Origin of the sequence: Streptomyces anulatus (genome assembly GCF_014650675.1) — a bacterium.
GTDB classification, from domain to species: Bacteria; Actinomycetota; Actinomycetes; order Streptomycetales; family Streptomycetaceae; genus Streptomyces; species Streptomyces anulatus.
This window is the reverse complement of record NZ_BMVK01000005.1, coordinates 139,536-164,343: the sequence shown is the minus strand read 5'-3', so window position 1 is coordinate 164,343 and position 24,808 is coordinate 139,536. Positions and strand designations below refer to the sequence as shown.

The 24,808-nt window shown below is 71.4% G+C and carries 23 protein-coding genes; 1 reads left to right on the top strand and 22 read right to left on the bottom strand.

Annotated features, from left to right (window positions below; all coding sequences use genetic code 11):
- Nucleotides 1–38: 38 nt before the first annotated feature.
- From IE272_RS14900 to IE272_RS14810, 19 genes are all read right to left on the bottom strand, one after another.
- A complete protein-coding gene (locus IE272_RS14900; RefSeq protein WP_050357108.1) occupies nucleotides 39–842 on the bottom strand; it encodes an SAM-dependent methyltransferase in 804 nt (267 codons plus the stop codon).
- Nucleotides 842–1,882: a Gfo/Idh/MocA family protein gene (locus IE272_RS14895; RefSeq protein WP_190007050.1), complete on the bottom strand. Its 1,041-nt coding sequence runs from the start codon at nucleotides 1,880–1,882 to the stop codon at nucleotides 842–844. The genes IE272_RS14900 and IE272_RS14895 overlap by 1 nt, the downstream gene beginning before the upstream one ends.
- A complete protein-coding gene (locus IE272_RS14890) occupies nucleotides 1,879–3,279 on the bottom strand; it encodes an NDP-hexose 2,3-dehydratase family protein (RefSeq protein WP_098891303.1) in 1,401 nt (466 codons plus the stop codon). The genes IE272_RS14895 and IE272_RS14890 overlap by 4 nt, the downstream gene beginning before the upstream one ends.
- 27 nt (nucleotides 3,280–3,306) lie before the next feature.
- Nucleotides 3,307–4,062 carry an NAD-dependent epimerase/dehydratase family protein gene (locus IE272_RS14885; protein ID WP_050357106.1) on the bottom strand — a complete coding sequence of 252 codons (756 nt, stop codon included), beginning with the start codon at nucleotides 4,060–4,062 and terminating at the stop codon, nucleotides 3,307–3,309.
- Between the two features lie 55 nt (nucleotides 4,063–4,117).
- Nucleotides 4,118–5,428, bottom strand: coding sequence for a lipopolysaccharide biosynthesis protein RfbH (rfbH, locus tag IE272_RS14880; RefSeq protein ID WP_050357105.1), 1,311 nt, complete (start codon nucleotides 5,426–5,428; stop codon nucleotides 4,118–4,120).
- 10 nt (nucleotides 5,429–5,438) lie between these two features.
- Nucleotides 5,439–6,437, bottom strand: a complete 999-nt coding sequence (rfbB, locus tag IE272_RS14875) for a dTDP-glucose 4,6-dehydratase (protein WP_050357104.1) — start codon at nucleotides 6,435–6,437, stop codon at nucleotides 5,439–5,441.
- A 95-nt stretch (nucleotides 6,438–6,532) separates the two neighbouring features.
- Nucleotides 6,533–7,582 carry an aldo/keto reductase gene (locus IE272_RS14870; protein ID WP_190007049.1) on the bottom strand — a complete coding sequence of 350 codons (1,050 nt, stop codon included), beginning with the start codon at nucleotides 7,580–7,582 and terminating at the stop codon, nucleotides 6,533–6,535.
- 11 nt (nucleotides 7,583–7,593) lie between these two features.
- On the bottom strand, nucleotides 7,594–8,178 hold the full coding sequence (locus tag IE272_RS14865; protein WP_050357102.1) for an NADPH-dependent FMN reductase: 585 nt from the start codon (nucleotides 8,176–8,178) through the stop codon (nucleotides 7,594–7,596).
- A 55-nt stretch (nucleotides 8,179–8,233) separates the two neighbouring features.
- On the bottom strand, nucleotides 8,234–9,427 hold the full coding sequence (locus tag IE272_RS14860) for an acyltransferase family protein (protein WP_073959872.1): 1,194 nt from the start codon (nucleotides 9,425–9,427) through the stop codon (nucleotides 8,234–8,236).
- Nucleotides 9,428–9,518: 91 nt separating this feature from the next.
- Complete coding sequence (locus tag IE272_RS14855) at nucleotides 9,519–10,790, bottom strand: MFS transporter (RefSeq protein WP_190007048.1); 1,272 nt, start codon at nucleotides 10,788–10,790, stop codon at nucleotides 9,519–9,521.
- Nucleotides 10,791–10,902: 112 nt separating this feature from the next.
- Nucleotides 10,903–11,664, bottom strand: a complete 762-nt coding sequence (locus IE272_RS14850; RefSeq protein ID WP_190007047.1) for an SDR family oxidoreductase — start codon at nucleotides 11,662–11,664, stop codon at nucleotides 10,903–10,905.
- A 74-nt stretch (nucleotides 11,665–11,738) separates the two neighbouring features.
- Complete coding sequence (locus IE272_RS14845) at nucleotides 11,739–13,247, bottom strand: FAD-dependent monooxygenase (protein ID WP_159392601.1); 1,509 nt, start codon at nucleotides 13,245–13,247, stop codon at nucleotides 11,739–11,741.
- A gap of 4 nt (nucleotides 13,248–13,251) precedes the next feature.
- A complete protein-coding gene (locus tag IE272_RS14840) occupies nucleotides 13,252–14,199 on the bottom strand; it encodes an aromatase/cyclase (protein WP_050357098.1) in 948 nt (315 codons plus the stop codon).
- A 41-nt stretch (nucleotides 14,200–14,240) separates the two neighbouring features.
- Nucleotides 14,241–15,023 carry a 3-oxoacyl-ACP reductase FabG gene (fabG, locus tag IE272_RS14835; protein ID WP_047179322.1) on the bottom strand — a complete coding sequence of 261 codons (783 nt, stop codon included), beginning with the start codon at nucleotides 15,021–15,023 and terminating at the stop codon, nucleotides 14,241–14,243.
- Nucleotides 15,024–15,092: 69 nt separating this feature from the next.
- Nucleotides 15,093–15,356, bottom strand: coding sequence for an acyl carrier protein (locus IE272_RS14830; protein WP_050357097.1), 264 nt, complete (start codon nucleotides 15,354–15,356; stop codon nucleotides 15,093–15,095).
- A complete protein-coding gene (locus tag IE272_RS14825; RefSeq protein ID WP_190007046.1) occupies nucleotides 15,353–16,582 on the bottom strand; it encodes a ketosynthase chain-length factor in 1,230 nt (409 codons plus the stop codon). The genes IE272_RS14830 and IE272_RS14825 overlap by 4 nt, the downstream gene beginning before the upstream one ends.
- Nucleotides 16,579–17,883: a beta-ketoacyl-[acyl-carrier-protein] synthase family protein gene (locus IE272_RS14820; RefSeq protein WP_050357095.1), complete on the bottom strand. Its 1,305-nt coding sequence runs from the start codon at nucleotides 17,881–17,883 to the stop codon at nucleotides 16,579–16,581. Before IE272_RS14820 ends, IE272_RS14825 begins: the two co-directional genes overlap by 4 nt.
- Nucleotides 17,880–18,209, bottom strand: a complete 330-nt coding sequence (locus IE272_RS14815; RefSeq protein WP_050357094.1) for a TcmI family type II polyketide cyclase — start codon at nucleotides 18,207–18,209, stop codon at nucleotides 17,880–17,882. The genes IE272_RS14820 and IE272_RS14815 overlap by 4 nt, the downstream gene beginning before the upstream one ends.
- Before the next feature lie 48 nt (nucleotides 18,210–18,257).
- A complete protein-coding gene (locus IE272_RS14810; RefSeq protein WP_057666427.1) occupies nucleotides 18,258–19,727 on the bottom strand; it encodes an FAD-dependent monooxygenase in 1,470 nt (489 codons plus the stop codon).
- Between the two features lie 846 nt (nucleotides 19,728–20,573).
- Here IE272_RS14810 and IE272_RS14805 point away from each other — a divergent pair.
- Nucleotides 20,574–21,164, top strand: coding sequence for a hypothetical protein (locus tag IE272_RS14805; protein WP_190007180.1), 591 nt, complete (start codon nucleotides 20,574–20,576; stop codon nucleotides 21,162–21,164).
- A gap of 110 nt (nucleotides 21,165–21,274) precedes the next feature.
- Here the strand turns inward: IE272_RS14805 and IE272_RS14800 are convergent, their stop codons facing one another.
- The 3 genes from IE272_RS14800 to IE272_RS14790 all read right to left on the bottom strand — a co-directional run bounded on the left by IE272_RS14800 (nucleotide 21,275) and on the right by IE272_RS14790 (nucleotide 24,797).
- Nucleotides 21,275–22,033, bottom strand: a complete 759-nt coding sequence (locus tag IE272_RS14800) for a response regulator transcription factor (RefSeq protein WP_229897316.1) — start codon at nucleotides 22,031–22,033, stop codon at nucleotides 21,275–21,277.
- Between the two features lie 572 nt (nucleotides 22,034–22,605).
- On the bottom strand, nucleotides 22,606–23,208 hold the full coding sequence (locus tag IE272_RS14795) for an NADPH-dependent FMN reductase (protein WP_050357091.1): 603 nt from the start codon (nucleotides 23,206–23,208) through the stop codon (nucleotides 22,606–22,608).
- Nucleotides 23,205–24,797, bottom strand: a complete 1,593-nt coding sequence (locus IE272_RS14790) for an MDR family MFS transporter (protein ID WP_050357090.1) — start codon at nucleotides 24,795–24,797, stop codon at nucleotides 23,205–23,207. The genes IE272_RS14795 and IE272_RS14790 overlap by 4 nt, the downstream gene beginning before the upstream one ends.
- Nucleotides 24,798–24,808 lie beyond the last annotated feature (11 nt).

Genomic DNA, 24,808 nt, shown 5'->3' with positions numbered 1-24,808 from the left:
TCGGAGCCGGCCGGGCCCCCGGCTCCCCCGCCGGCCGTTCACGGTTTGCGGGCGAGGGCCGCGTAGAGGTTGGACCGCTCCTGCTCGCCGCCGGACGTGGCGTCGGGCCGCCACCGGGGCGCGTACACGAGGCCCGGGTCGAGCAGGGTGAAGTCGCCGGTGAGCCGGCGCACTTCGGCGCCGGTGCGCGGCACGATCGGGGTCCGGCCGCTCGCCCGGAACATCTCGACGGTCCTGCGCATGGTGTCCGGGTCGTTGTCCCAGGTGAAGCAGGACAGGGCGAGGTGGCTTCCGGGGGCGAGGGCGTCACGGTAGCGGGCGGTGAGGCCCCAGGGGTCGTCCTCGTCGTGGAGGAACTGGGTGACGCCGAGCATGAGCAGCCCCACCGGCTCGCTGAAGTCGATCAGTTCCCGGGTCGCATCGGCTCCCAGTACGGCTTCCGGGTCCCGTACGTCCGCGCCGACCAGGGCCGTTCCCGGGACGCCGCGCAGCAGGAGTCCGGCGTGGGCGATCGTGGCCGGTTCGTTGTCCACGTAGACCACGCGGCAGGTCCGGCCGCTCTCCCGGGCGATCTCGTGGACGTGCCCCATGACGGGCAGCCCCGAGCCGAGGTCGACGAACTGCCGGACGCCGGCGTCGATCAGGTGGCGCACCATGCGCCCGAGGAGGTCCCTGTTCTGCCGGGCCATGATGTTCGCGGGCAGGACGGAGAGCACCTGGTCGCCGAGGGCGCGGTCCGCCTCGAAGTGGTGGCTGCCGCCCAGCAGGTAGTCGTACGCCCGGGCGGCGCTGGCGCGCTCGCGGTCGGTGTCCTCGGGGATCCACTGCACAGAGGCGGACATCACTGACTCCTTGGTTGGTCGGGGCTGTCGGGGTTGTCGGGCCCGGTTTCCAGCCGGCCCGCCGTCCGGCGGATGGCGTCGAGCAGCTCCGCCTGGCGGAGCGTCACCGCTTCGTCCGGGGAGCGGCCGGCGCGTACGGCGGCGGCGAACGCCGATACGGTGTTGGCCACCTGGTCGTCCGGCTCCAACTCGACGTCCTCGGCCTCGCCGTCCCGTTCGACGCGCAGCACGGGCACGTGTGCGGCGGGCGGGGTGAAGGCGTGTTCCACCAGGATCCGGCCGCGCTCCCCCCACACCTCGTACAGGGAGCGGTAGCTCTGCCCCATGCCGAAGGCGCAGTGGACGCTCGCGCCTCCGGGGGTGCGGAGCAGCGCCGCGCCGGAGGTCTCCACCTCGCTCCCGGGGGCGGCGGTGAGCACCGCGCCCGCGACCCGGAGGCCGTCGCCCAGCAGGTGCAGTGCGGCGCGCACCGGGTACACGCCCATGTCTCCGAGCGCTCCGCCGCCGAGTCCGGCGCTGTGGCGGATGTCGCCGTCGGGCGGGCGCGGCACGGTGAACGCCGCGTGGAACGCCCGTACTTCGCCGATCGCGCCGTCCTCGATCAGGCGCCGGACCGCGGTGTGGCGGGCGTGGTGCACGAACATCACGTTCTCGCTCAGCACGAGGCCCTCGTCGCGGGCGAGCGCGAAGAGCCCGCGGGTGGTCGCCGCGTCGGTGCTCAGCGGCTTCTCCGCCAGTACGTGTTTGCCCGCCTTCAGCGCGGCGCGCACCCACGGGGCGTGCAGGGCGGCGGGAAGCGGCACGTAGACGGCGTCGACGTCGTCCCGGGCGAGCAGCGCCCCGTAGCCCTCCACGGCCCGGCAGCCGTAGGGAGCGGCGGCCTCCTCGGCGGTGGCGAGAGCGCGGCTCGCCACGGCGACGAGCCGGGTGTCCGGGCAGGCGGCGAGTGCGGGCAGCAGCCGGCGGCGGGCGATGGACGCCGCGCCCAGGACGCCGACCCGGACGGGACCGGACCGCACCGGGGGGCGGGGTGCGCTCATGAGGTGAGCCCCATGGCGCCGAGGCAGGCGAGGAGGGTGCGGGCCTGCACGTTGAGGTAGTGGCCGTGCCGGACGAGCGAGGTGAGCTGGCCGGGGGTGACCCACTGGTAGCCGGGGGGCGGGTCGAGCGGCGCCTGCGACTCGTCCGCCTCGACGACCAGATACCTGCTCCCGGCGTTGAGGAAGCGGCCGCCCTCCTCCGAGTGCACCGCTTCGTAGCGGATGCGATCGGGGCGCGCCGTACGGACGAGGTCGAGGAACGGGGGCTGTTCCGCGACCGGCAGGTGGGCGTAGTTGGCGGGGGTGTACTGGACCGTGGGGCCCAGTTCGACCGCGTCCAGGAAGCCGCCCTCGACCCGGGCGTGCGCCAGCACGTGCGGCACACCGTCGAAGTGACGCAGGACGAAGGCGGCGATACCGTTCCGCACCGGTTCGAACAGCGGTTGGGTCCACCCGGTGACTTCGCGGTTGCCGGCCCGGACGGAGACGGCGACCACCTTGAAGTACCGTCCCTCGTCGTGCTCGATGGTCTCCTTGCCGCGGGTCCAGCCGGTGACGTCCGCGAGCGGGACGCGTTCGGCGCTAACGGTGTGCCGGGCACGCTGGCCGGTGAACCACGAGTGCAGTTCGGCGTCGCGGAGCTTGGCCCTGCCGTGCGGGTCGGCGTACGGCACCGCGGACAGCACGGTCCGGGTGTCCATGTTCACCACGTCGTCCTGGTGGAGGAGCTGGGCCAGCTGCCCCAGGGTGAGCCAGCGGAAGTCCTCGTGCGGCTCCACGTCGGCGGTCGTCTCGACGATCATGTTGCGGTTGCTCTTGCGGTAGAACCAGGAGCCGTGCTCGGACTGCAGCACGTCGGCGACGACGCTGCCGGCTTCGGGGCTGACGAAGTGGTCGATGTACCGGACGGGCGCGCCCCGGTGGGCGCCCGTGTAGTTGCTGCGGGTCGCCTGGACGGTCGGCGAGAGCTGGAGGAGGTTGGGGTTGCCGGGCTCCATCTTGGCCTGCATCAGGAAGTGCGGGACGCCGTCGAACTCCTTGACCAGCAGCCCCAGGATGCCGACCTCGGGCTGCTTGATGATCGGCTGACGCCAGGTCGTCACGGTCCCGTCGTCGTCGGTGACCGTGGCGTCCAGTCCCTCGACGGAGAAGAACCTTCCGCTGCTGTGGACGAGGTTGCCGGTGTCGGGGGCGAAGTCCCAGCCGCGGAGTTCGGCGAACGGGATGCGGTCGACCCGGAAGTCGTGGGCGCGCCTGCGTTCCTCCAGCCAGGCCGGCACGTCGTCGGTGCGGATCGCCGCCCCTTCGAGGGCCTCGGCGGACCGGGCGTACCGCTCGACGGCCGAGGCCTCCCGGCGCGGCCGGAGCACGGGGTGGGTGAGCGTGGTTGCGGACATGGCGGGCATGGTGGGCCAACCTTCGGGTCAGGGCGTCGCCGTGGGGACGGCCGCCGTCAGAAAGGCGTCGAGCACCCGGCGGTGGTAGCTCGGCCCGAAGCCCATGGCCTCGGTCTCGGGCACCAGGGCGCGCAGCTTGTCGGTGGAGATGGTGTGATGTCCGCCCCGGTCCCGGTACACCCGGCGCGCGGCGAGGCCGGTGCGCTCCTCGATGTGGTCGATGATCCGCTCGATCGGCACGGCGTTGCCGGAGGCGACGTTGACCTTCTCCCGGCTGAGGCCCGCGCCGAGCAGTCGGTCGACGATGGTGACGACGTCGTCGATGTCGATGAGGTCGCGGGTGGCGCCCCGGTGGACGTGGACCGTTCCGGTGCGCATCTGGCGCACGAGGGTCGGCAGCAGTTGGTGCGGCGGCTGCCCCGGTCCGACGAGGTGTCCCAGACGCAGGGCCAGGTAGTCGACGCCGGAGGCCTCCAGCCGTTTCTCCAGCGCCAGCTTGTGCGTGCCGTACGGGGTGCAGGGGACGACGGGGCGGTCCTCGCGGCCGGGGCCGTCCACCTTTCCGTACATGCCGGTGGAGGCGGTGGAGAAGAACACCAGGCGGTCGCCGGAGGCCAGGCAGGCGGCGATCTTCTCCTCCACCAGGGCGGCTTCGCGGGCGAAGTCGGCCGGCGAGGTGTGCGCGGCCCAGGACACGCCGGCGGCGAGCACCAGCGTGCCTCCGTGGCGCCCGGCCAGCGAACGCAGGTGCCGGGCGAGGAATCCGTTTCCCACTATGTCCATGTCGGTCCTGATCGCTGGGGCGGTCGGGTTCGGGCCGCCCCACGGGGGCGGGCGATCACCCGCGGGCCTGTACGAACTCCCGGATCGACGCGACGACGTAGTCGATCATTTCGTCCGTGAGGGCGGGATAGACCCCGATCCAGAAGGTCTGGTCGGTGATGAGGTCGCTGTTGGTCAGCTCGCCCACCACGCGCTGCGGCTGCCCGATGTAGGCGGGGTGGCGGGTGAGGTTGCCGGCGAAGAGCCGCCTGGTGCCGATCTTGCGGCTCTCCAGGAAGTCGACCGTCTCGGCCCTGCTGAAGGGGGCCTCGGGATCGATCGTCAGGACGAAGCCGAACCAGCTCGGGTCGCTGCGCGGGGTGGCCTCGGGCAGCACCAGGTGGGGTACGTCCGCCAGCCCGTCGCGCAGCCGCCGCCAGTTGCGCCGGCGCGCCGCGCAGAACTCGTCCAGCTTGGCCAGCTGGCTGAGGCCCAGGGCGGCCTGGAGGTCGGTCGCCTTCAGGTTGTACCCGACGTGGCTGAAGATGTACTTGTGGTCGTAGCCGACGGGGAGCGTTCCCATCTGGTACTCGAACCGCTTGAGGCATTTTCCGCTCTCGCCCGGCTCGCACCAGCAGTCGCGGCCCCAGTCCCGCAGGGACTCCACGATGCGTGCCAGCGCCAGGTTGGCGGTCAGCACGCAGCCGCCCTCGCCCATCGTCAGGTGGTGTGCGGGGTAGAAGCTGACGGTCGACAGGTCTCCGAAGGTGCCGGTGAGCTGCCCGTCGTAGAGGGACCCGACGGCGTCGCAGTTGTCCTCGATCAGGAACAGGTCGTGATCGGACGCCAGTTGGGCGATCTCGGTGGCCTCGAAGGGGTTGCCGAGGGCGTGCGCGATGATGATCGCCCTGGTCCGCGGTCCGATGGCCCGGGCCACGCGGTCGGCGGTGGTGTTGTAGGTGCCGATCTCCACGTCGACGAAGACCGGTATCAGCCCGTTCTGGAGGATCGGGTTGACGGTGGTGGGGAAGCCGGCCGCGACGGTGATGACCTCGTCACCCGGCCGCAGCCGCCGGTCCTCCAGCAGGTGCGAGGTGAGCGCCGAGACCGAGAGCAGGTTCGCGGACGACCCCGAGTTGGTCAGATGCGCCTTGCGGCGTCCCATCCTGCGGGCGAAGGCGGACTCGAATCTGCGCGAACTCACTCCCGCGGCGATGCGCATGTCCAGCGCCGCCTCGGCGAGCGCCGCTCGATCGTCCTCGTCCAGTACCGCGCCGGAGGGCCAGATCTCGGTGACGCCCGGCACGAACCGCCGGTCCGGCTGTGCCTCGTGGTGGTACTTGCGTACCTCGTCCAGCAACAGCGCCTTGCGATCGAGGGGGTCCACTTGGTCTCCTTCAGGTCAGGACGCTGAGGTCCGGGCGCTCGGCCACGGCCGCCGCGTCCTGCCACCAGTCGGTGTGCTCCCGGTACCAGGCGACTGTCTCGGCCAGCCCCTGATCGAACGTGATCTGCGGCGCGTATCCCAGCTCCTCGCGGATCTTGGTGTCGTCCAGCGAGTAGCGCAGGTCGTGCCCCTTGCGGTCGGCCACCCGCCGCACCAGCGACTCGTCGGCGCCGCAGAGGTCGAGCAGCCGTCCGGTGAGGTCCAGGTTGGTCCACTCGTTGCCGCCGCCGACGTTGTACGTCTCGCCCGAGCGGCCCTTGTTCAGTACGAGGTGGAGAGCCCGGCAGTGGTCGTCCACGTGCAGCCACTCGCGCATGTTGCCGCCGTCCCCGTACAGCGGCACCGGCATGCCGCGCAGCAGCCGGGTCGCGAACAGCGGAATCAGCTTCTCGGGGTGCTGGTGCGGACCGTAGTTGTTGGAGCAGCGGGTGACCGAGACGTCCAGGCCGTGGGTGCGCCAGTAGCTGCGGGCCACCAGGTCGGAGGCCGCCTTGGACGCCGCGTAGGGCGTGTTGGGGGCCAGCGGCCGGTCCTCGGTCCAGGACCCCTCGGAGATCGATCCGTACACCTCGTCGGTGGAGACGTGGACGACGCGTTCCACGTCCGCGCGCAGCGCCGCTTCGAGTACGGACTGCGTGCCCAGCACATTGGTGCGGTAGAACTCGGCGGGGCCGGTGAGGGAGCGGTCCACATGGGACTCGGCGGCGAAGTGCACCACCGCGTGGACTCCGTCGGCCAGCTCCCGCACGGTCTCCGTGTCGCACACGTCGCCCCGTACGAAGCGCAGGCGCGGGTGGGACGCGGGCAGGTTGGCGCGGTTGCCCGCGTAGGTGAGGGCGTCCAGGACGACGACCTCGGCGTCCTCCCAGCCCTCGAACCGGTTCTCCAACAGCATCCTGACGAAGCGGGAGCCGATGAAACCGGCGCCGCCGGTGACCAGCATTCTCATGTCTCGCTCTCCTTCCGGGTACGTCCTCGGGATTCGTCCTTGGGGTACGTGCGTGCCGCGCCCGCGTGGTCCCTCCGTCGCGCCGGGCCGTCGCGTCACAGGAGGGTGGCGACCGTGCGTCCCGGCCCCCGGCGGCGCTCCAGGTCCGGCCAGCGGTCGCTGTAGGCGCCCTTGGTGAACTTGCTGTGGCGCATCAGCTCCCTGGGGAAGCCGAGGGAGACCTCGCTGAGGGAGTCGAGGCGCCGGGTCTGCTCCTCGTCGAGCCGGACGCCGAGAGCGGCGAGGGAGTCCTGGAGCTGTCCGGGCCGGGTCGCGCCGAGGATCGGCAGGACGGCCTCGGGCCGGGCGCGCAGCCAGGCGAGTGCGACCTGCGCGGGGGTCCAGCCGCCTTCCTCGGCGACGGCCACGACCTCCCGTACGACGGCGGTGTCGTGCTCGTCGTCGCCCGCCCAGTTCTCCACCGAGAGCCGGCCGCTCTCCCCGCGCAGATATTTGCCGGTCAGCCGCCCCTCGGCCAGCGGACCCCAGGCGAAGGCGCTGACGTCGCAGGCGGCGGCCATCGGGAGCAGGTCCCGTTCGGCGGTGCGTTCCAGCAGGTTGTAGCGGACCTGGAGGCCCGCGAACGCCGACCAGCCGCGCAGCTCGGCGAGCATGTTGGCGCGGGAGACCTCCCAGGCGGGCCAGTTGGAGGCCCCCACGTAGAGGACCTTGCCGGCCCGGATCTGGTCGTCGAGGGCGCGCATGACCTCCTCGACGGGGGTGAACGCGTCCCGGGCGTGCAGCCAGAGCACGTCCACCCGGTCGGTCCGCAGCCGCCGCAGGCTGCTGTCGAGCGAGGCGACGAGGTTCTTGCGGTGGTTGCCCGCCGAGTTCACGTCGCCCGGCCGGGTCATGGTGTTGTACTTGGTGGCCAGGACGAACTCGTCGCGCCGGCCGGCCAGTACCTCGCCGAGGCACTCCTCCGAGCGTCCCCCGCCGTAGACGTTCGCGGTGTCGATGAAGTTGCCGCCCGCCTGCGCGTAGCGGTCGACCATGAGCGAGGCGTCCTCCTTCGAGGCGCCCCACCCCTCGACCCCGAAGGTCCCGGCGCCCAGGCAGAGTTCGGAGACCCGTACGCCGGTCCTGCCGAGGAGGTCGTACTTCATGCCCACGCCGTTCACTCCCCGTACGGCTGGTCGGCGCGCGCCTGCCGCAGGGCCCGCCCCCACCATCCGAGCTGGTCCAGCAGGACCTTGGCGGCGGCTCCGCAGCTCTCCGGGTCGCGGGGGCCGGGCCCGTCGAAGGTGGCGGCGCCGCCGTGGAAGCTGACAGTGTCGCGGACCGTGACGGCGTGGAGTTCCGCGAAGACCTGGCGCAGTTGTTCCACCGCGCGCAGTCCGCCGGCGATGCCGCCGTACGACACGAAACCGACCGGCTTCGCGGCCCACTCGGTGAGGTGCCAGTCGATGACGTTCTTCAGGGCCGCCGGGAAGCTGTGGTTGTACTCGGGGGTGACGACGACATAGGCGTCGGCCCGCTGGAGCCGGGGCCGGGACCGCGCGAGCAGGGCGGTCATGTCGGCCGTGGGGGTGCGGCTGGGCCCGGCCAGGTCGAAGGGCAGCTCGGCGAGGTCGATCACGTCGAGGGTGAGGTCGGGGCGCTGGGCGGCCAGCTCGGCGAACCAGGCGGCGACGGTGTGACCGAAGCGTTCGGTCCTGACGCTGCCGATCAGCACGGCGATATGGAGGGGCTGCTGCGACATGCGAGTCCTTGTCGGGTGGGTGGGGCGGTGCGGTCGGTGGTCGGGGGCCGCGTCCTCAGTGGGCCGCGGGGGCTTCGGCTGCCCGTTCCGGCCGGACGGCCGCCTGCTCGGTGCGCCGGGGTCCCGGCGGGCGGCCCCAGCGGCGCATGACGGGGCGTTCGACGATCGCGTACAGGGCCCACGCGGCGAGCACGGACACGACGAGGGCCGCAGCCAGGAAGAGCAGGCCGCCGGGTGTGCTCCAGGCGGGTCCGGAGGGCTTGCCGAAGATGTTGGGGTCCGAGCCGAACAGCCGGTGACCGTAGATCAGGATCAGATAGTGGACGCAGTAGAAGGCGAACGAGATCTCCCCGAGCCAGACCATGGGGCGCTTGCTCAGCAAGCTCTCGCGGCCCCGGGCGTCGGCGGCGGCGGCGGCCGGGATCAGCAGGGCCAGCGGGACGACGGTGATCGCCACGTAGTTGTAGAGCGGGTTGTGGTCGATCAGTACGGCGCCCACGTAGGCGGCGATCGTCAGGAGGGCCGGCGGTATCACGCCGAGCCCGATCCACCGGCCGGACAGCACGATGCGCGCCAGCAGCATGCCGAGCACGAATTCGAGGAGCCGGGCGACGGGGAAGACGTACACGAACCAGATCTGGGTCCAGGAGATCTTCATGAACATGAAGCCCGGGGTGTCCGGCAGCAGCATCTGCGCGATCAGCGGCATCAGCATGATGACCAGCACGACGCCGCCCGCCGCGTACCAGAGCACGGCCGGCCCGATCCGGCTCACGCCCTTGATGAGCAGCGGAAAGGACAGGTAGAAGAGGAGCTCCACGGAGAGCGACCAGCTGACGGTGTTGGCCGTTTCGACGTAGCCGCTGTCGGGCACCCAGGCGTGCACCAGGAACAGGTTGGCGAGCGTCTCGGGGAAGGCGACCGCGGTGCTGGTCACCGTCAGCAGGACGATGGCCACGACGAACGTCACCAGGTGGTTGGGGAAGATCTTCAGCAGCCGCCGCCGCCAGAATCCGCGGACGGTGTCGGCGGGACGCACCGACCAGGTGAGGACGAAGCCGCTGAGCATGAAGAAGAAGGAGACGCCGACCGCGCCGGCGTTGCCGAACCAGCGGTAGTAGTCGGCTGCGACCCCCTGGTCCTTGAAGACGCCGGCGGCGGCCCCGTGCACGGAGAACACCAGCAGGGCGGCGAGAAAACGCATCCCGGTGAGCGAGGGAAGTCTGGAGGTGGCGTTCGATGGCGCCATGGCACGTCTGCCTTACTCGGTCGCGACGACCGGGGAACGGGGGCGGAAGGGAGGCGGAACGCCCCCTGGGGAGGGGCGCGGGCGGTACGGCTCAGCGGTCGTCGGCGACGGCCGGGCGACGGGCGGTGAGGCCGCGCAGGGCGACCAGCAGGCCCAGCGCCGCGAGGGCGCAGAGCAGGAGCAGGGCGGGCCGGTGGGCGGCGTCCCCCACCGGACCGCCGTCCCCGGGCCCGAAGGTGAGCAGCGCGGCCACGGCGGCGGGCACCGCGACCGCTCCGGCCTGGACCGCCGTCTGGTAGGTGGCGGTGGCCGTCCCCCGGTCGGCCGTCCCGACGGCCCGGCCCGCCTGCGCGTTCAGCGCCGCGAAGGCCGGTACGAATCCGAGGCCGACCAGTGCCAGCGTCGGCAGCAGGTCCGCGGTGTAGGACCTCGGCAGGTCGAGGCGTGCGTACAGCAGCAGGCCCGCGAGGTGGAGCGCCGCGCCGAGGACGACGAGCCGGGGGGCGCCGAACCGGGCCACCGCACGCCCGGCCGAGAGCGCTGTCACCGCCAGGGGCAGGCAGGCCGGGAGGAAGGCGGCCGCGGTCTGCCAGGGACTCCAGTGCAGGAGGTTCCAGGCCTGGTGGGCCATCAGGGACAGCAGCCCCAGGTAGGTGCCGTTGAGGATCGCCGCACCGAGCGCCGGACGCAGCAGCGCTCCGTTGCCCAGGAGCCGGCGCACCGTCGGAGCGATCGGCTGCGCGGGCCCCGGCTGTTGCCGGGGGACGGCTGCGGCCGCCAGGACGAGCAGCACCGCGGCGACCGGGGCCGTGGCGACGAAGGTCCAGTGCCAGTCGTGCGGTGCGAGGGCTCCCGCCAGAAGCAGGCCCGTGGTGAATCCGATGCCGCCGCAGAAGGTGTACACGGACAGGGCACGGGCGCGCGCCGACGCTTCCCCGTAGGTGGTGGAGATGATGGCCAGGCCGGTGGGCGCGGTCAGGGCGGCGCACATGCCCTTGACGATCCGGCTGCCCAGGAGGAGCAGCGGGTCGTCCGTGAGTCCGCCGGCCAGCGAGGCGAGGACGAAGAGGGCCAGCGCCCCCAGGTACAGCCGGCGGTGTCCGAACCGCGCCACCAGGCGCCGGCCCGGCAGGAGCAGGGCTCCGAAGCCGAGCGCGAACCCGCCCATGGCCCACTGGACCTGCCAGGGGGACAGCCCTAGGTCGGCGCCGATCGACGGCAGGGCGACGACGACCACGGACACTTCGAGACCGTCGATGAGCATGTTGCCGGCGAGGACGAGCAGCAGGAAGCGGCCTGCCCACGGCAGGGGCGGGGCGCCGGGCGACGGGCCGGCCTTCGAGGGGACGGGGGACCGCGACATCGGGTGTTCACCGCCTTGGGTTCGGGACGACTCGGTTGCGGAAGCCCGGGGTTCGGACCGCGCGGGGTTCGGACCGGTTGGGCTCGAACCCCGTGGGCTCGGACCGTGCCGGTCAGCCGAGGAGTGTGCCGCCGGTGGCGTCGATGAAGGAGCCGGTGATCCAGCGGGCGTCGTCGGAGGCGAGGAACGCCACCACGTCACCGACGTCCGCGGGCTTGCCCACCTGTCCGAAGGCCGACATCTGGGCCATCTGCTCCACCGCCTGCGGGATGTCGAACACCGGGCTGCCGTTGTCGGTGATCCCCGGGGCGACGCTGTTCACGGTGATGCCCCGGGCGCCCAGGTACTTCGCGAAGTGCAGGGCGATCTGTTCGACCGCGCCCTTGGTCATCGCGTAGGCGGCCTCCTCGGGGTTGGCGAACCGGGTGAGCCCGGAAGAGATGTTGATGATGCGCCCGCCGTCGGCGAGGAGTCCGAGCGCGCGCTGGACGATGAAGAACGGCGCCTTCGCGTTGATGGCGAAGAGCCGGTCGAAGAGCTCGGGTGTGACCTCCTCCGGGGGGACACCGCCCATGATGGCCGCGTTGTTGACCAGGATGTCGAGGGTGGCGACCCCGGTCCGTTCCTTCAGTCCGCTCTCCAGCGCCTCGAACAGCGTGTCGACGTCGCCGGGGACGCCGAACTCGCTGCGGACGGCGAACGCGCGGCCGCCCGCCGCCTCGATGTCGGCGACCGTGCTCAGGGCGGCGTCCTCGCCGGTGGCGTAGTGCACGGCCACCAGAGCGCCCTCCCGCGCGAGCCGCAGTGCGGTCGCCCGTCCGATGCCCCGGCTCGACCCGGTGACGAGTGCGGTCTTGTTCACGAGCTTTCCCACGGTTCCTCCAGTAGTCGTTGGGTCGTTCTTGCGATGGGCCGTCCGCCGACGGGCCGTCCGGTGGTCGCGCCGTGCTACCGGCGTGCCGCCGGGCCGAACCAGCGCCGCAGCGCCTCCTCCAGTTCCGGAACGGTGCCGTCGGCCCAGGCCACATGGCCGTCCGGCCGCAGCAGCGCCGAAGTGAACTCCGGTGCGGCGCCGCCCGGTTCGGGCGTCGCGGCCACCACGTCCACCCGGCCGTCCCGCCACGGCGCCACCGCCGCCAGGACCGGGGCCGGCCGGCCGCCCAGGTCGACGAGGACTCCGCGACCGGGCCGCAGAGCGGCGAAGCTGCTGCCCGGGCCCTCGGCGGTATCGGTGCCGGTGCCGAACCGGAGGTACGGGACGCGGGCGCCGACCAGGCGGTGGGCGCCCGGTTCGGCCGCGTACCGTACGTCGACGCCCGCGATGGTCCCGGCGAGATGGGCACGCACCCGGGGCTCCCGCAGGAGTTCGCCGAAGAGGGAGCGCACCTGTTCGGTCCCGGAGCCGCCGAGCAGCAGCAGCGCCTGGGCGGCGATGTTGTCCAGCACCCGCCGCCCGGCCGGGTGGCGTTCGGCGTGATAGCTGTCCAGCAGCCCGGGTCCCGCGGTCCCCCGGACCTCGGCCGCGAGCTTCCAGCCGAGGTTCGCGGCGTCCTGCAGCCCCAGGTTGAGGGCCTGGCCGCCCACCGGCATCTGGTGGTGGGCGGCGTCGCCCGCGAGCAGGATCCTGCCCCGGCGGTACTGGGAGGCCTGCCGGAGCGCGTCGCCGAAGGAGTTCAGCCACAGGGGGGCTCCCCCGCCGATGTCGTCGCCCGTCACCCGCCGCCAGGTGTCCGCCACCCGGGCGAACGACGGGGGTCCGGGCTCCCGGCCGACGGGGGCCCCGTACTCGTGCACCATGACCCGGGTGACGCCGCCGGGCCCCCGGGCGGAGATGGCCAGTCCCCCGGGGTGACGTTCGAAGCGCCGGTCGGGCACCTGAACGTCCGCCACGTCCGCGCGCAGCAGTTCCCTGGTGGCGTCCCGGCCGGGGAAGGCGAACCCGGCGAGCTCCCGGACGGTGCTGGACTCGCCGTCGCAGCCGACGACGTACGCGGCCCGGACGCGCAGCGCGGACGCCGCCCCTCCGGGGCCCGGTTCCGCCTCGGCGGTCGCCTCGACGGTGTGCGGCGCGGTCCTCAGATCCGTCAGCCGGTGGCCCTTGACCACTCGGGCCCCGAGCCGGGTCGCCCAGCCCTCCAGCAGTTCCTCGGTGCGGACCTGGGGGACTTTCCACTGGCCGGAGTACGGGCTGTCCGTGGTGAGGTCGAGGCGCGTGCCGCCGAAGTGTCCGGGGCCCCCGGCGGGCGGGGTGCCCAGCTCCTCCAGCAGTCCGCGCTGGTCGAGGAGTTCCATCGTGCGGGCGTGCAGGGTGGAGGCCCGGGACTCGGTGAGCGGGCCGATGCGTCGCTCCAGCACGACGACGTCGGCGCCACCGAGGGCGAGTTCACCGGCGAGCATCAGGCCGACCGGCCCGGCGCCCACCACGAGCACCTGGGTGTCGATGTCCGGTGCGCTCACCACGTCAGCGCCGCTGTGCCCGGGCGTAGTCGCTCGCGTGGCCGAGCGTGGCGCGGCTGTTGGTGCTCAGCGCGGAGTGTACGTACGCACGCGCCTCCTCCACGCCCGCGTCGGGTCCGAGCACGGCGGCGATGTTCTCCGTACGGAGTACGACGGTGTGCTGGGACGTCGCCACGACCTCCGGCCCGTCCTGTTCGAAGGTCCACAGCCCGGTGTGCAGCGACATCAGCGCCGGCAGAGTGGTCTGCTTGTAGGCGATCCGTTCGGAGGGCAGGCAGACCCGGTAGGACTCGGTCAGGTGCGTCGAGCCGTCCTTGGCCCGGGTCTCCATCTTCAACACCTGTAGTCCGGAAGGCTGTTGCGACAGCTGGACCGAGGCGACGTGCGGGAGCCGCTCGGACCAGAGCTGGGCCTCGTCGATGAAGTCGTACATGTCCTCGGCGGACCCGGTGGCCCGGACGGTGTCGGAGAAGGAGAAGGTCCACGCCTCGGCGGCGTGCGCGTTCTCGACGTTGTCCTTGAGGGCAGCGAGCTCCGAACGGGAGTTGCGGTCCACCGCCTCCTCGATCCAGCGCAGCCCCTCCGGATCGTCGTCGACCGCCCGGTAGTCGTGCAGCAGCCGGACCCGCGACCGGTCGGGTCCGAGCGGCTCCACCACCCAGGCTCCACCCATGGCCGCCACCGGCGGGGTGGAGACCTCCTGGCGGAAGTCGATCCGCAGCCCCTCGGGGTCCAGGGTGCGGCGCGAGGTCCAGTGCTTGGCCTCACCGTTGGCGGTGGCCCAGATGCGGATGCGTTCCCGGGCGCCGTCGTGCTCCACGCGGTCGACGTGGATGGTCGGAGGGAAGATCCGGGGCCAGTTCTCCACCTCGGCGATCAGCCGGTAGACGGCGGCGGCGGGAGCCGAGACCGTGATGTCGTGCTCTACCTCGTGCGCACCGGGTGCGGGCATGCGGGTGCTCCTTCCGTGAGGACATGGGGGGTGCGGGCCGATCAGAAGTTGCCCAGGCCGCCGCAGACGTTGAGGGCCTGCGAGGTGAGCGAGGCGGCGGTGTCGGAGGCCAGATAGCCCACCAGTCCGGCCACTTCCTCGGGGGTGGAGTAGCGCCCCAGGGGGATCTTGGCGCGGAACTTCGCCCCCACCGCCTCCTCCGTGGTTTCGTACGCGGCCGCGTAGCCCTGCCGTACGCGCTGTGCCATGGGCGTCTCGACGTAGCCCGGGCAGACGGCGTTGACGGTGATCCCGGTGGGGGCGAGCTCGTTGCCCAGGGCCTTGGTGAACCCGACTACACCGTGTTTGGAGGCGGAGTACGGGGCGCCGAGCACCACGCCCTGCTTGCCGGCCGTGGAGGCGATGTTGATGATCCGGCCCCGGCTCTTCTCGCGCATGCCGCCGGCCCGCAGCACCTCGCGGGTCACCGTGAAGACGCTCGTGAGGTTGGTGGCGATGACGTCGTCCCACAGCTCGTCGGCGATGTCGGCGGTGACTCCGCCGCCGCTGCGGCCCGCGTTGTTGACCAGGACGTCGATCGTGCCGTACCGGTCCACCGCCGCCGCGACGAAGGCCGCGACCTCGGGGCCGGAGCGGACGTCGCAGGCCAGGCCGTCGGCCTCCAGGCCCTCGGCGCGCAGCTCCTTGACGGTCGAGGCGATGTTGTCGGCGCTGCGGGCCCCGATGAAGACGGCGTGGCCCTGGGCGCCCAGGAGCCGGGCGACGGCCAGTCCGATACCGCTGGTGCCGCCGGTGACGAGCGCGACGCGCTGCTGATCCGGCACGTGTTCCTCCTTGTTGGGCGTGGTCCGTGAATCGGTGCGTGTCTCAAGTGAGGTGGGGATCCGTACGGTTCAGGCGGCGGCCGTCGCCAGCTCCCCGTTGACGATCTCCAGCAGGGCGCGAGGAGTCTTCGAGCCGGTGAGGGAGCTGTCGTCGAGGGTGATTCCGTACTCGCGCTCGATCCGGCTGCCGGTCTCCAGCAGAGCCAGCGATTCGAGCCCGAGGTCCTCGAACGCGGCGTCCAGGGCGTCGTCGCCCAGGACGTCGTCCTCCAGGCCCGCCGCCTCGCGCAGAATGATCCTGAGGTCGTCGAAGGTGAAATGCCGCTGGGTCATCGGTCTCCTTGTCGGGTTCGGGGGGCGCGCAGCACCATCGCGGAGTTGAATCCGTGATGGCCGCGCGCCAGGACGAGCACGGTCCCGAGCCGCGCGGGGCGCGTCTCGCAGACCAGGTCGAGGGCGAGGCCGGGGCTCGGCGACACGTTGACGGTGGGCGGGATCACGCCGTCCCTCATGGCGAGCAGGGCGCCGGCCAGATCGAGCGGTGCCGCTCCGGAGTGCAACCGTCCGGTCATCGTCTTGGGGACGCTCACGGGAACGCCCCCGGCGCCGAACACCTCGGTCAGCGCCAGGGCCTCCGCCCGGTCCAGGTCCGGCAGTCCCGCGCCGTCGGCGAACACGGCGTCCACGTCGTCGGCGGTGATGCCCGCGTCCCGCAGGGCGATCTCGATCGCGGTGCGCAGGGTCGGCGGCCGGCCGCTGTCGGGGGCCGGGTCGAACGTGGACCCGTAGCCGGCGATCTCGCCGAGACTGCGGGCGCCGCGCCGGTGTGCCGCCTCCTCGTCCTCGACGACGAGGAGCGCCCCGCCCTCGCCGGGTACGTGTCCGTGGGCCGCGGCGTCGAAGGGGAGGTAGGCGCGCGCGGGGTCACGGGTGGTGCTGAGCCGCCCGGCGGACATCTGCGCGACCCAGCCCCAGGGGCAGAGCGAGGCGTCGATCCCCCCGGTGAGGACCATGGGGATGCCCTTGCGGACCTGGCGGCGCGCCTGGGCGACCGCGTCCAGGCCACCCGCCTGATCGCTGACGACCACGCTCCCGGGCCCCTTCATCCCGTTGCGGATCGAGATCTGGCCGGTGTTGACCGCGTAGAACCAGGCGAACGACTGGTAGGCGCTCACGTACTGGCTGCCCTTGCTCCACAGCGCCCGCAGTTCGTTCTGTCCGAACTCGAAGCCGCCGGAGGAGCTCGCGGTGGCGACCCCCATGTCGTAGGCGGGCGTCTCCTGGGTCCGCACGCCCGCGTCGGCCAGCGCCCAGTCCGCGACGACCAGGGCCAGCCGCGTCATCCGGTCGGTCTGCGGCAGCAGCCGGCCCGGCAGATGGTCCTCGGCGACGAACCCGGGGACCTCGCCCGCGAGTCCGGCGGGGTAGGACGAGGCGTCGAAGCGGCTGACGGGTCCGATGCCGCTCCGGCCGGCGGTGGTGGCCGACCAGTAGTCCTGTGTGCCGAGGCCGTTGGGCGAGGCCACGCTCAGGCCGGAGACCACGACGGTCCCGCTCATGCGGCTCCTCCTTCCGGCCGGGTCAGCACCATGGCGCTCTGGAACCCGCCGAATCCGCTGCCGACGGTGAGCACCGAGTCGGTGGACCAGTCGCGTGCGGTCAGGGGGACGTAGTCGAGGTCGCATTCGGGGTCGGGGTGGTGCAGGTTGGCGGTCGGCGGCACGACGTCGTGCTCCATGGCGAGCGCGCAGGCGGCGATCTCGATGGAGCCGATGGCGCCGAGCGAGTGGCCCACCATGGACTTGATGGAGCTGATGGGCACCTGCCGGGCGTGCTCGCCGAGGCTCTTCTTGAAGGCTGCCGTCTCGTGCCGGTCGTTCTGCCGGGTGCCGGATCCGTGGGCGCTGATGTAGTCGATGTCCGCGGGGTCGGTGCGGGCCTCGTCGAGGGCGACGCGGATGGCCTCGGCCATCTCCGTGCCGTCCGGCCGCAGTCCGGTCATGTGGTACGCGTTGCTGCGCGTCGCGTAGCCGCTGATCTCCGCGTAGACGTGGGCTCCCCGGTCGAGGGCGCTTCCCAGCTCCTCCAGGACGAAGACCGCGCTGCCCTCTCCCAGGACGAACCCGTTGCGGGTGGCGTCGAAGGGTCGGGAGGCGTGCGCGGGGTCGTCGTTGCGCGGGGTCGTCGCCTTGATCGCGTCGAAGCAGGCGAGCGTGATCGGGGAGATCGGGGCGTCCGTGGCTCCGGCGATCATGATGTCCGCGGAGCCCTCCCGGATCAGTTCGGTGGCGTACCCGACGGAGTCGATGCCCGAGGTGCACCCGGTGGATATCACCGTGGTGGGGCCTTCCGCCCCGACCGTCCAGGCCACTTCGGCGGCGAACGAGCTGGGGACGAAGGCGTCGTACAGGAACCGGGGCGCGTAGGTGTGGCTGACCAGTTCCAGCCGGCCCCGGTCGCTGAGCACCCGGTACTCCTCGTCGAGGCTCATGGTGGCGCCCACGGCGCTGCCGATGGCGACGCCGGTACGGTGCCGGGGCAGCCGGTCCTTGTCCAGGCCGCTGTCGTCGAACGCCTCCCGGGCGGCGATCACGGCGAACTGCGCGGCGCGGTCCATGCGCCGGATCTCCTGCGGGCCGAGGCCGAGCGCCTCGGCGTCGAAGTCGATCTCCGCGGCGATGCGGGAGCGGAAGGGGGTCGGGTCGAAGGTGCTGACGGCGCGGGTCGCGGTGCGGCCGGCGGTGAGCAGTTCCCAGAACGCCTTCGTTCCGACTCCGCCGGGGGCGAGCACCCCGATACCGGTGACGGCGACCCGCCGTCCGCCGGCGGCGGGGTGTGCGCGGTCCGGTCGTACGGTCATCGGGACGCCTGCCAGGAATAGAAGCGCCGGGCCATCGCGTCGGCCGGGGAGCGCCAGGTCTCGGGGTCGTACGCGTCGATGAAGGGCCGCAGGTCGGCGCTGATCCGCTCGAAGCGGGGGTCGGTCTTCGCCTCCTCGATCCGCTGGTCGCCGTCGGCCGCTTCGAAGTCCTGGAGGTGGAAGTACAGCCCCTGGTAGGAGAAGAGCTGCCGGCGGCGGGTGCCCATCCGGTGCGGCATCTCCGTGGTGTCGAAGTCCCGGAAGAGCCGGCCGACGTCACCGGCCGACGAGGGGTCCATCCGGGCGACGATCAACGTGCTGTGCATGGTGGCTTCCTTCTTTCGCCGGTCTTTCACTGGTCTTCCGTCGGTCGGTCAGCGGGCCGGACCGAACCAGCGGTCCAGGGCCTCGGTGAGTCCGGCGCGGCTGCCGGGCGAGATCCAGGCCACGTATCCGTCGGGCCTGACCAGCACGGCCCGGGCGTCGGACAACGGGCCCTGCGGCGGGGCGTCGTGGAGGGAGGCGGTGACGGTGTCCACCCGGTCGCTCCAGCCGGTGGCGGCCTCGCGCAGTTCCGCGTCGTCGGCGATGTCGAGCAGAACGCCCCGGGCCGGGTGCAGCAGTTCGGTGGTGCTGGTCTTGCCGTCGGCCCGGACCAGTTCCTGGTGGGGCATGCGCATGCCGAGCAACGGGTGGTCCCCGCCGTCGACCTCGTAGCGGATGTCCAGGCCGGAGACCATGCCGGCCAGGTGCCGGGAGACCTCGTCGTACCGGATCAGTTCGCTCAGCACGTCCCGCAGCGGCTGCATCTCGTCGCCGCTGAGGAAGAGCATCCCCTGGGCCTGCGTGTTCATCAGCAGCCTGCGTCCCACCGGGTGGCGCTCCTCGTGGTACGTGTCGAGGAGTCCGGCCGGCGCACGGCCCGAGACCACGGCCGCGAGCTTCCAGCCGAGGTTCACCGAGTCCTGCACGCTGACGTTCATCCCCTGGCCCCCTGCCGGGAGGTGGACGTGTGCGGAGTCGCCCGCGAGCAGCACCCGGCCGCGCCGGTAGGCGGACACCTGGCGGGCCGGATCCCCGAAGGCGCTGACCCAGACCGGTTCTCCGTGCGAGATGTCCTGTCCGGTGAGCCGCTGCCACGCGGCGGCGACCTCCTGGTACGGGGGCGGCCCGGTGCGGCGGCGGGCGGGGGCGCCGCGCTCGCAGACGATGATGCGGTCGACCCCGTCGCCCAGCGGCGCGGACATCACCATCCCGAGGGGCACCGTCTCGCCGATGGGGCGAGGGGTGATCTCGCAGCCACGGATGTCGGCGAGGAACATCTCCCGGTTGGCGGAGGTGCCGGGGAAGTCGAACCCGGCCGCCTTGCGGACGGTGCTGCGTCCGCCGTCGCAGCCGACGACGTAGCGGGTGGTGAGGCTGCGGGGCCCGTCGGGGCCCTCGACCTCCACGACGACGTGGTCGCCCTCGTCCGTGAGAGCCCGGACCGTGTGGCCCCGCAGGAGTTCCGCTCCCTGTCCGAGCGCCCACTCCTCCAGTACGGACTCGGTCTTGGACTGCGGAACGGCTTTGACGCCGTAGTGCGCTCCTTCGAGTACCCCGAAGTCGACCGGCCGACCGCCGAAGTGCCCCTGGGTACTTGTCTCGACGGGGCCGAAAGCGGGCAGAATTCCGCGCTGGTCGAAGACCTCCATGGTCCGGGCGGTGAAACCCAGCCCGCGGGACTCCCCGGTGCGTTGGGGAAGCTGTTCGAGCACCATGACGTCGACGCCGCCGAGCCGCAGCTCACCGGCCAGCATCAGACCGGCCGGACCCGCGCCCACGACAATGACAGATGCATCCATGTGTATCTCCCTGGGACAGAACCGCGGAGCCCGGCGCATAGGCCGTAGAGGCTCTCCTGGGATGTGCTCTGCTGGAGCGAACGCTTCGACAGCAGTGGGGAAGTTACTTCAGAGCTTCTTCGCAAGCCCGAAGAAAGTCAAGCAGCAATTTCGCTTGTCCGGGCCCGCAGCTTCGCGCGGAATCAGGGATTACCGGCTTCGAAGACAGAACTGAGGAAGCTATCCATGACTCTCTTCGGCGCGGCCTACAGATATCAACACCGTCAGTCGACGGATATCTCAAGAACCGTCAGGAGGGCGTGAAGCGCTGCATGGAAACGCAAGAGGAACGTCAGAGGACTGCAAAGAAGTGACCTGCACCACATGCGGATGGAGGGCCCCGACAGATCTGACATGGATCCCACACTCGTCTGTAAATCGTCTGACGCAGATAAATTCCCGTGCCGCCACTCTCAGGGCCGGTCAAGATGCATTGCGGGCGCGGACCGCCCGTCGTTAGCCTGGCCGCACGCATCGAAGGAGTGAGCAGATTTGCCCGAGAAGACGCACGTCGCGGCTACCCGAACGAATTGCCCGGGATACGCATGCCCGACGGCTCCCGCATCCGAGAAGGCGCCGGGAGCCGGGATCGCAGATATGCGGAGCGCCCGGGGGACGGCCCCGCTGACGCTGTGCCGCGCGTGCATCGATTTGCTGAGGGCGACCCTGTGCGCCCTGCCCCAGCTGTACGGGGAATGCGGCCGGCTCCTCACCGGTGTCGTCTCTCCCCGGACGGAAAGGACGAGCGGGGGTGGCCGGGCGCCGGGAATTCCGCTCAACACCTCGGCCGTGGAGGCGCGTTCAGCCATGATCACGACACTCGCGTCGTGGGCCGGCCTGGCGGCGGAGTCCGGTGGGCGGCCCGGTCCGGAGCGGACGGTGCCGGCTCTGGCCCGCTGGCTCGGCGAGGAACTGCCCCGGATCGCCGTGCACCCGGCGGCGGGCGAGTTCTCGAAGGAGGTGCACCGGCTCGCCGCGGGGGCCCGCCGGGTGGTGTCGCCGGGTCCGGCGCACCGGGCCACGGTCGGCACCTGCGTGGAGCCCGGCTGCGACGGGAAGCTCGTGGCCACGACGGGGGCGGGCCCGGGCGGGCTGGGCGAGATCCGGTGCGACAGGGACGGGGCCCACTCCTGGACGGAGTACGACTGGAGCCGGCTGCGTCGGCGGCTGGCCGCCCGGAGCGCGGTCCGGGCGGGGGCTGCCGCGGGGGCCCCGGCGACCCGGTGGCTCGCGCCCCAGGACGTCTCCCTGCTGTGGCGCGTACCCCTCGGCAGTGTGTACCGGCTCGCCAGCGAACAGAGCTGGCGGCGGGAGCGGCGCGGTGGGCGGTCCTATTACGACGAGCAGGACGTGCGGCGCACCCTCGACGGGCGCCTGACCGGTCCCGCACGCTCCTGACCTGGGGAGGCGTGGGCGCCGCCGCCCCGGGGCAGTGCGTGGGCGCACCCGGGACGGGCGCGCCCACGCACGCGGTGCCGGTGGGTCGGCGTCACCGGCCGCGCGAGCACTCAGCCGCCGAAGCGGAACCCCACGCCACGCACCGTGATGATCCACTCGCTGGAGCCGAGCTTCCCCCTGATCGAGCTGGCGTGCGTGTCGATCGTGCGGGTGAGCCCGCCGACGAGGCTCCCGCTGCCCGGCTTCACCCCCCAGATCTGCCGCATCAACTGCTCACGGGTGAAGACCGTGGCCGGCTGGGACGCCAGGAGATGAAGCAGATCGAATTCCTTGCGGGTCAGCTTCACGGGTTCGTCGTCCAGATACACCTGACGCCCCTCGCCGTCGATACACAAGGTCCCGAAAGACATCACACGATCGCGGCGAACGCTCGGGCTCGCGCGTCGCATTACCGCATTGATTCGGGCGATTAATTCACGGAGACCGTACGGCTTCACAATACAGTCGTCGCTTCCCGCCTGCAGAGAGAGAACCCTGTCGATTTCCGCACCCTGCCCCGTGAAGGAGATAATAGGGATGTCGCTGCTCTGCCTTATCGTTCGACACACTTCCAAGCCGTCGATGTCCGGCAGTTCGAGATCCAGAAGAATGAGGTCAAATTCTTCGTAGGATCGCAGGGCACTGGCACCACTGTCAGCCACTTCCATCTCGTACCCGTGCCGCAGCAAGGCCAAGCGAAGATCCTCCCCCGATTGCTTGTCGGATTCGGCAAGTAGTACCTGCATCGGTCGCCTCTCTATCCAACACATGGGGTGGACGACGGCGGCTGATGGAATCAGTTCCCCCTCCATCGGGAAGTCAATTCCCATGGTCCTTACTTTCTGCAACCATTCGCACCCCATCATCCACCGGGAAGTAAAATAGCAAACAGCCTTACCGTCTTGTCAAGAAGTATCGGGGCGCACGACAGTGGCATATGTCCATATGTGCCGCTAACGCGTCTCCCTTCATTTGCCATCGCGAACGGTGCAACGATTGAAAGCACCTGTGGCGAAGTTTGCGAATTCCGAACCCAGCGATGGTTTCACCGCTCAGAGGCACGGGTATCACGGCCGGCGCTCGACTCTCCGCCATTCGCGATGACCGGCGAGGTCCGGACCCCGATCTTCCGACTCCTGACGGGAGATGGGAAGAGCGTTGACGCAGGCGACCACGGACAGGGCTCGGCGGGCGCGGGGGCCGTCGACAAAGGGAATTGATAGCTCCGCAAATTGTCGACTTCCCGAGACCTCTTCGAGTGCCCCGCACATCAAGATACTTTGCAGGCGCGTGATCTCGTTGTCATGGCACACGGACGGGCCCCGGCGCGGAGCGCCGGGGCCCGGAAATGCGTAATCGGTGAAGGAATGTGGGGAAGGTCGGAAGATACTGGGGTGGAGCCCTACACTCCCGTCGACTGCGCCACGTAGGGGCGCTCGGCCCTGGCCGTCCGCAGGGTCGTCCCCCACCACGCGAGCTGGTCCAGCATGGCCTTCGCCGCGAGCGCGGGACCCTCGGTGTCCCTGACCTCGCCCTGCTCGTCGAACCGCTCCCACGCCTGGTGGAAACTGACGGTGTCACGGACGGTGACCGCGTGCAGCTCGGCGAAGATCTGTCGCAGATGCTCCACCGCGCGCAGGCCCCCGCTCATCCCGCCGTACGAGACGAAGCCGATGGGCTTGGCCTGCCACTGGGTGCGGTGCCAGTCGATCAGGCTCTTCAGGGACGCGGGGTAGCTGTGGTTGTACTCGGGCGTCACGACGACGAACGCGTCGGCGGCCTCCATCCGCGCGGCGAGAGCGCCGACCGCTTCGAGCACCGGGAGCGAGGCGGTCGGCGACGGGCCCTCCGCGTTGAGTCCCGCCTGCGCGGCGTCGATGACCTCCACGTCGAAGTCGGCGTGCTGCTCCAACTCCGCGAGGAGCCAGCGGGCCACCGTCGGGGCGAACCTGCCCTCCCGGTGGCTGCCGATGAGAACGACCAGGCGCAAAGGGGTGTCTGTCATGTGGGGTTCCTCTTCCCATTCCTGCTCTCGGCGGGACCGGTGTGGCCGGCCCCGGTACTCGCACTCCCACCGGAGTCCTGCGGGGCGCCCGCGGAACGCAGCGGCACCTCCCGCAGGAAGAACGCGGCCGCCAACGCGACGGCGGCGAGCACTCCGGTGAAGACGAAGACGTGGGAGGCGCCCTGCGCCACCGCGCTCTGATACGACTCCCGTACCGCGGCGGGAAGTTGCGCGAGCGCGGCGGGGTCGAGGGTGGCGGCCCCCTCGGGGGACGGCGCGGCGCTGTCCGGGGCCGGGACCCGCGAGACCGCCCCGGCGAAGAGCGCACCGCTGACGGCGACGCCGATGGAGCCGCCGAGGGTCCGGGCGAGCGTCGCGGCGCCGGAAGCCGCGCCCAGATCCTCGATAGGCGCGCTCTGCAGGGAGATCAGGATCGTCGTCTGGGTCAGCAGGCCCATGCCGATGCCGAGGGCCGCCATGCAGGCCCCGGAGAAGTAGGGGCTGGTGTCGCGGTCGACGGGGACCAGCAGGAACGAACCCGCCACCAGGAAGAATCCACCCAGCAGGACGACGATCTTGTACTTGCCGGTCGCGGTGATGAAGCGTCCGGCGAACAGGCCGACGAGGACCATGGCCCCGAACATCGGCAGGAGCAGCAGCCCGCTTCCGGTCGCCGACGAGCCCTGGGACGACTGCCCCAGGATCGGCAGGAAGGTGACGGCGCTGGTCAGCACCGCGCCCAGGAGCAGCCCGACCAGGGTGATGAGGGAGAAGTTGGCCGTCCTGAACAGCGCGAGGGGCAGCACCGCCTCGTCCGCCCGCCGCTCCACCACGAGCAGCGCCAGGAGGGCGGCGACTCCGCACGCCGCCACGGTCAGCAACACCGGTGAGGTCCAGGCGAGTTCCCTGCCGCCCCAGGTGGTCACCAGGACCAGCGCGGAGACGGCCACGGCCAGCAGCAGCACACCCGGGTAGTCCACCCGCGCTCCGGACCTCGGCGTCCGGGGCAGGCGCAGTCCCGAGATCAGCAGCAGGGCGAGCGCGCCGACCGGCACGTTGACGTAGAAGCACCAGCGCCAGCCGAGCTGGTCGGTGATGACACCCCCGACCAGCGGCCCGCTCACCATCGCGAGCCCCATGACCGCGGACATGACGCCCTGGTACTTGCCCTGCTCACGGGGCGGGATGAGCGTACCGATCAGTGCCAGCGCACCCACCATCAGTCCGCCCGCGCCCAGCCCCTGGAGGGCCCGGAAGACGATGAGCTGGGTCATGTCCTGGGCCGCGCCGGACAGTACGGAGCCAAGGACGAACACCACGATCGAGATCGCGAAGGCGCCCTTGCGGCCGTACATATCGCCGAGCTTGCCCCAGACGGGCGTGGTGACGGCGATGGCTAGCAGATAGACCGTGACCACCCAGGACAGCCGGTCGAATCCGCCGAGTTCGCCCACGATCTGCGGCATCGCGGTGCCGACGATCATGCCGTCCAGAGCGCCCAGCAGCATGGCCAGCAGAGCTGCCGCGATGACGGCGTAGAGCTGCCGTTTCGGCACGGCTAACGCGGGCGGCGCCTCGTCCTGCGGCATGGTTTCGTCTC

Bases quoted from the DNA above. Each gene is read 5' to 3' on its own strand.
- IE272_RS14860 (WP_073959872.1), bottom strand. From the start codon at position 9,427: ATGGCGCCATCGAACGCCACCTCCAGACTTCCCTCGCTCACCGGGATG.
- IE272_RS14805 (WP_190007180.1), top strand. From the start codon at position 20,574: ATGATCACGACACTCGCGTCGTGGGCCGGCCTGGCGGCGGAGTCCGGT.
- IE272_RS14815 (WP_050357094.1), bottom strand. From the start codon at position 18,209: ATGCACAGCACGTTGATCGTCGCCCGGATGGACCCCTCGTCGGCCGGT.
- IE272_RS14870 (WP_190007049.1), bottom strand. From the start codon at position 7,582: ATGAAGTACGACCTCCTCGGCAGGACCGGCGTACGGGTCTCCGAACTC.
- IE272_RS14810 (WP_057666427.1), bottom strand. From the start codon at position 19,727: ATGGATGCATCTGTCATTGTCGTGGGCGCGGGTCCGGCCGGTCTGATG.
- rfbB (WP_050357104.1), bottom strand. From the start codon at position 6,437: ATGAGAATGCTGGTCACCGGCGGCGCCGGTTTCATCGGCTCCCGCTTC.
- IE272_RS14790 (WP_050357090.1), bottom strand. From the start codon at position 24,797: ATGCCGCAGGACGAGGCGCCGCCCGCGTTAGCCGTGCCGAAACGGCAG.
- IE272_RS14855 (WP_190007048.1), bottom strand. From the start codon at position 10,790: ATGTCGCGGTCCCCCGTCCCCTCGAAGGCCGGCCCGTCGCCCGGCGCC.
- IE272_RS14800 (WP_229897316.1), bottom strand. From the start codon at position 22,033: ATGGGAATTGACTTCCCGATGGAGGGGGAACTGATTCCATCAGCCGCC.
- IE272_RS14865 (WP_050357102.1), bottom strand. From the start codon at position 8,178: ATGTCGCAGCAGCCCCTCCATATCGCCGTGCTGATCGGCAGCGTCAGG.
- IE272_RS14830 (WP_050357097.1), bottom strand. From the start codon at position 15,356: ATGACCCAGCGGCATTTCACCTTCGACGACCTCAGGATCATTCTGCGC.
- IE272_RS14795 (WP_050357091.1), bottom strand. From the start codon at position 23,208: ATGACAGACACCCCTTTGCGCCTGGTCGTTCTCATCGGCAGCCACCGG.
- IE272_RS14825 (WP_190007046.1), bottom strand. From the start codon at position 16,582: ATGAGCGGGACCGTCGTGGTCTCCGGCCTGAGCGTGGCCTCGCCCAAC.
- IE272_RS14900 (WP_050357108.1), bottom strand. From the start codon at position 842: ATGTCCGCCTCTGTGCAGTGGATCCCCGAGGACACCGACCGCGAGCGC.
- IE272_RS14840 (WP_050357098.1), bottom strand. From the start codon at position 14,199: ATGCCCGCACCCGGTGCGCACGAGGTAGAGCACGACATCACGGTCTCG.
- IE272_RS14895 (WP_190007050.1), bottom strand. From the start codon at position 1,882: ATGAGCGCACCCCGCCCCCCGGTGCGGTCCGGTCCCGTCCGGGTCGGC.
- IE272_RS14885 (WP_050357106.1), bottom strand. From the start codon at position 4,062: ATGGACATAGTGGGAAACGGATTCCTCGCCCGGCACCTGCGTTCGCTG.
- IE272_RS14820 (WP_050357095.1), bottom strand. From the start codon at position 17,883: ATGACCGTACGACCGGACCGCGCACACCCCGCCGCCGGCGGACGGCGG.
- IE272_RS14890 (WP_098891303.1), bottom strand. From the start codon at position 3,279: ATGTCCGCAACCACGCTCACCCACCCCGTGCTCCGGCCGCGCCGGGAG.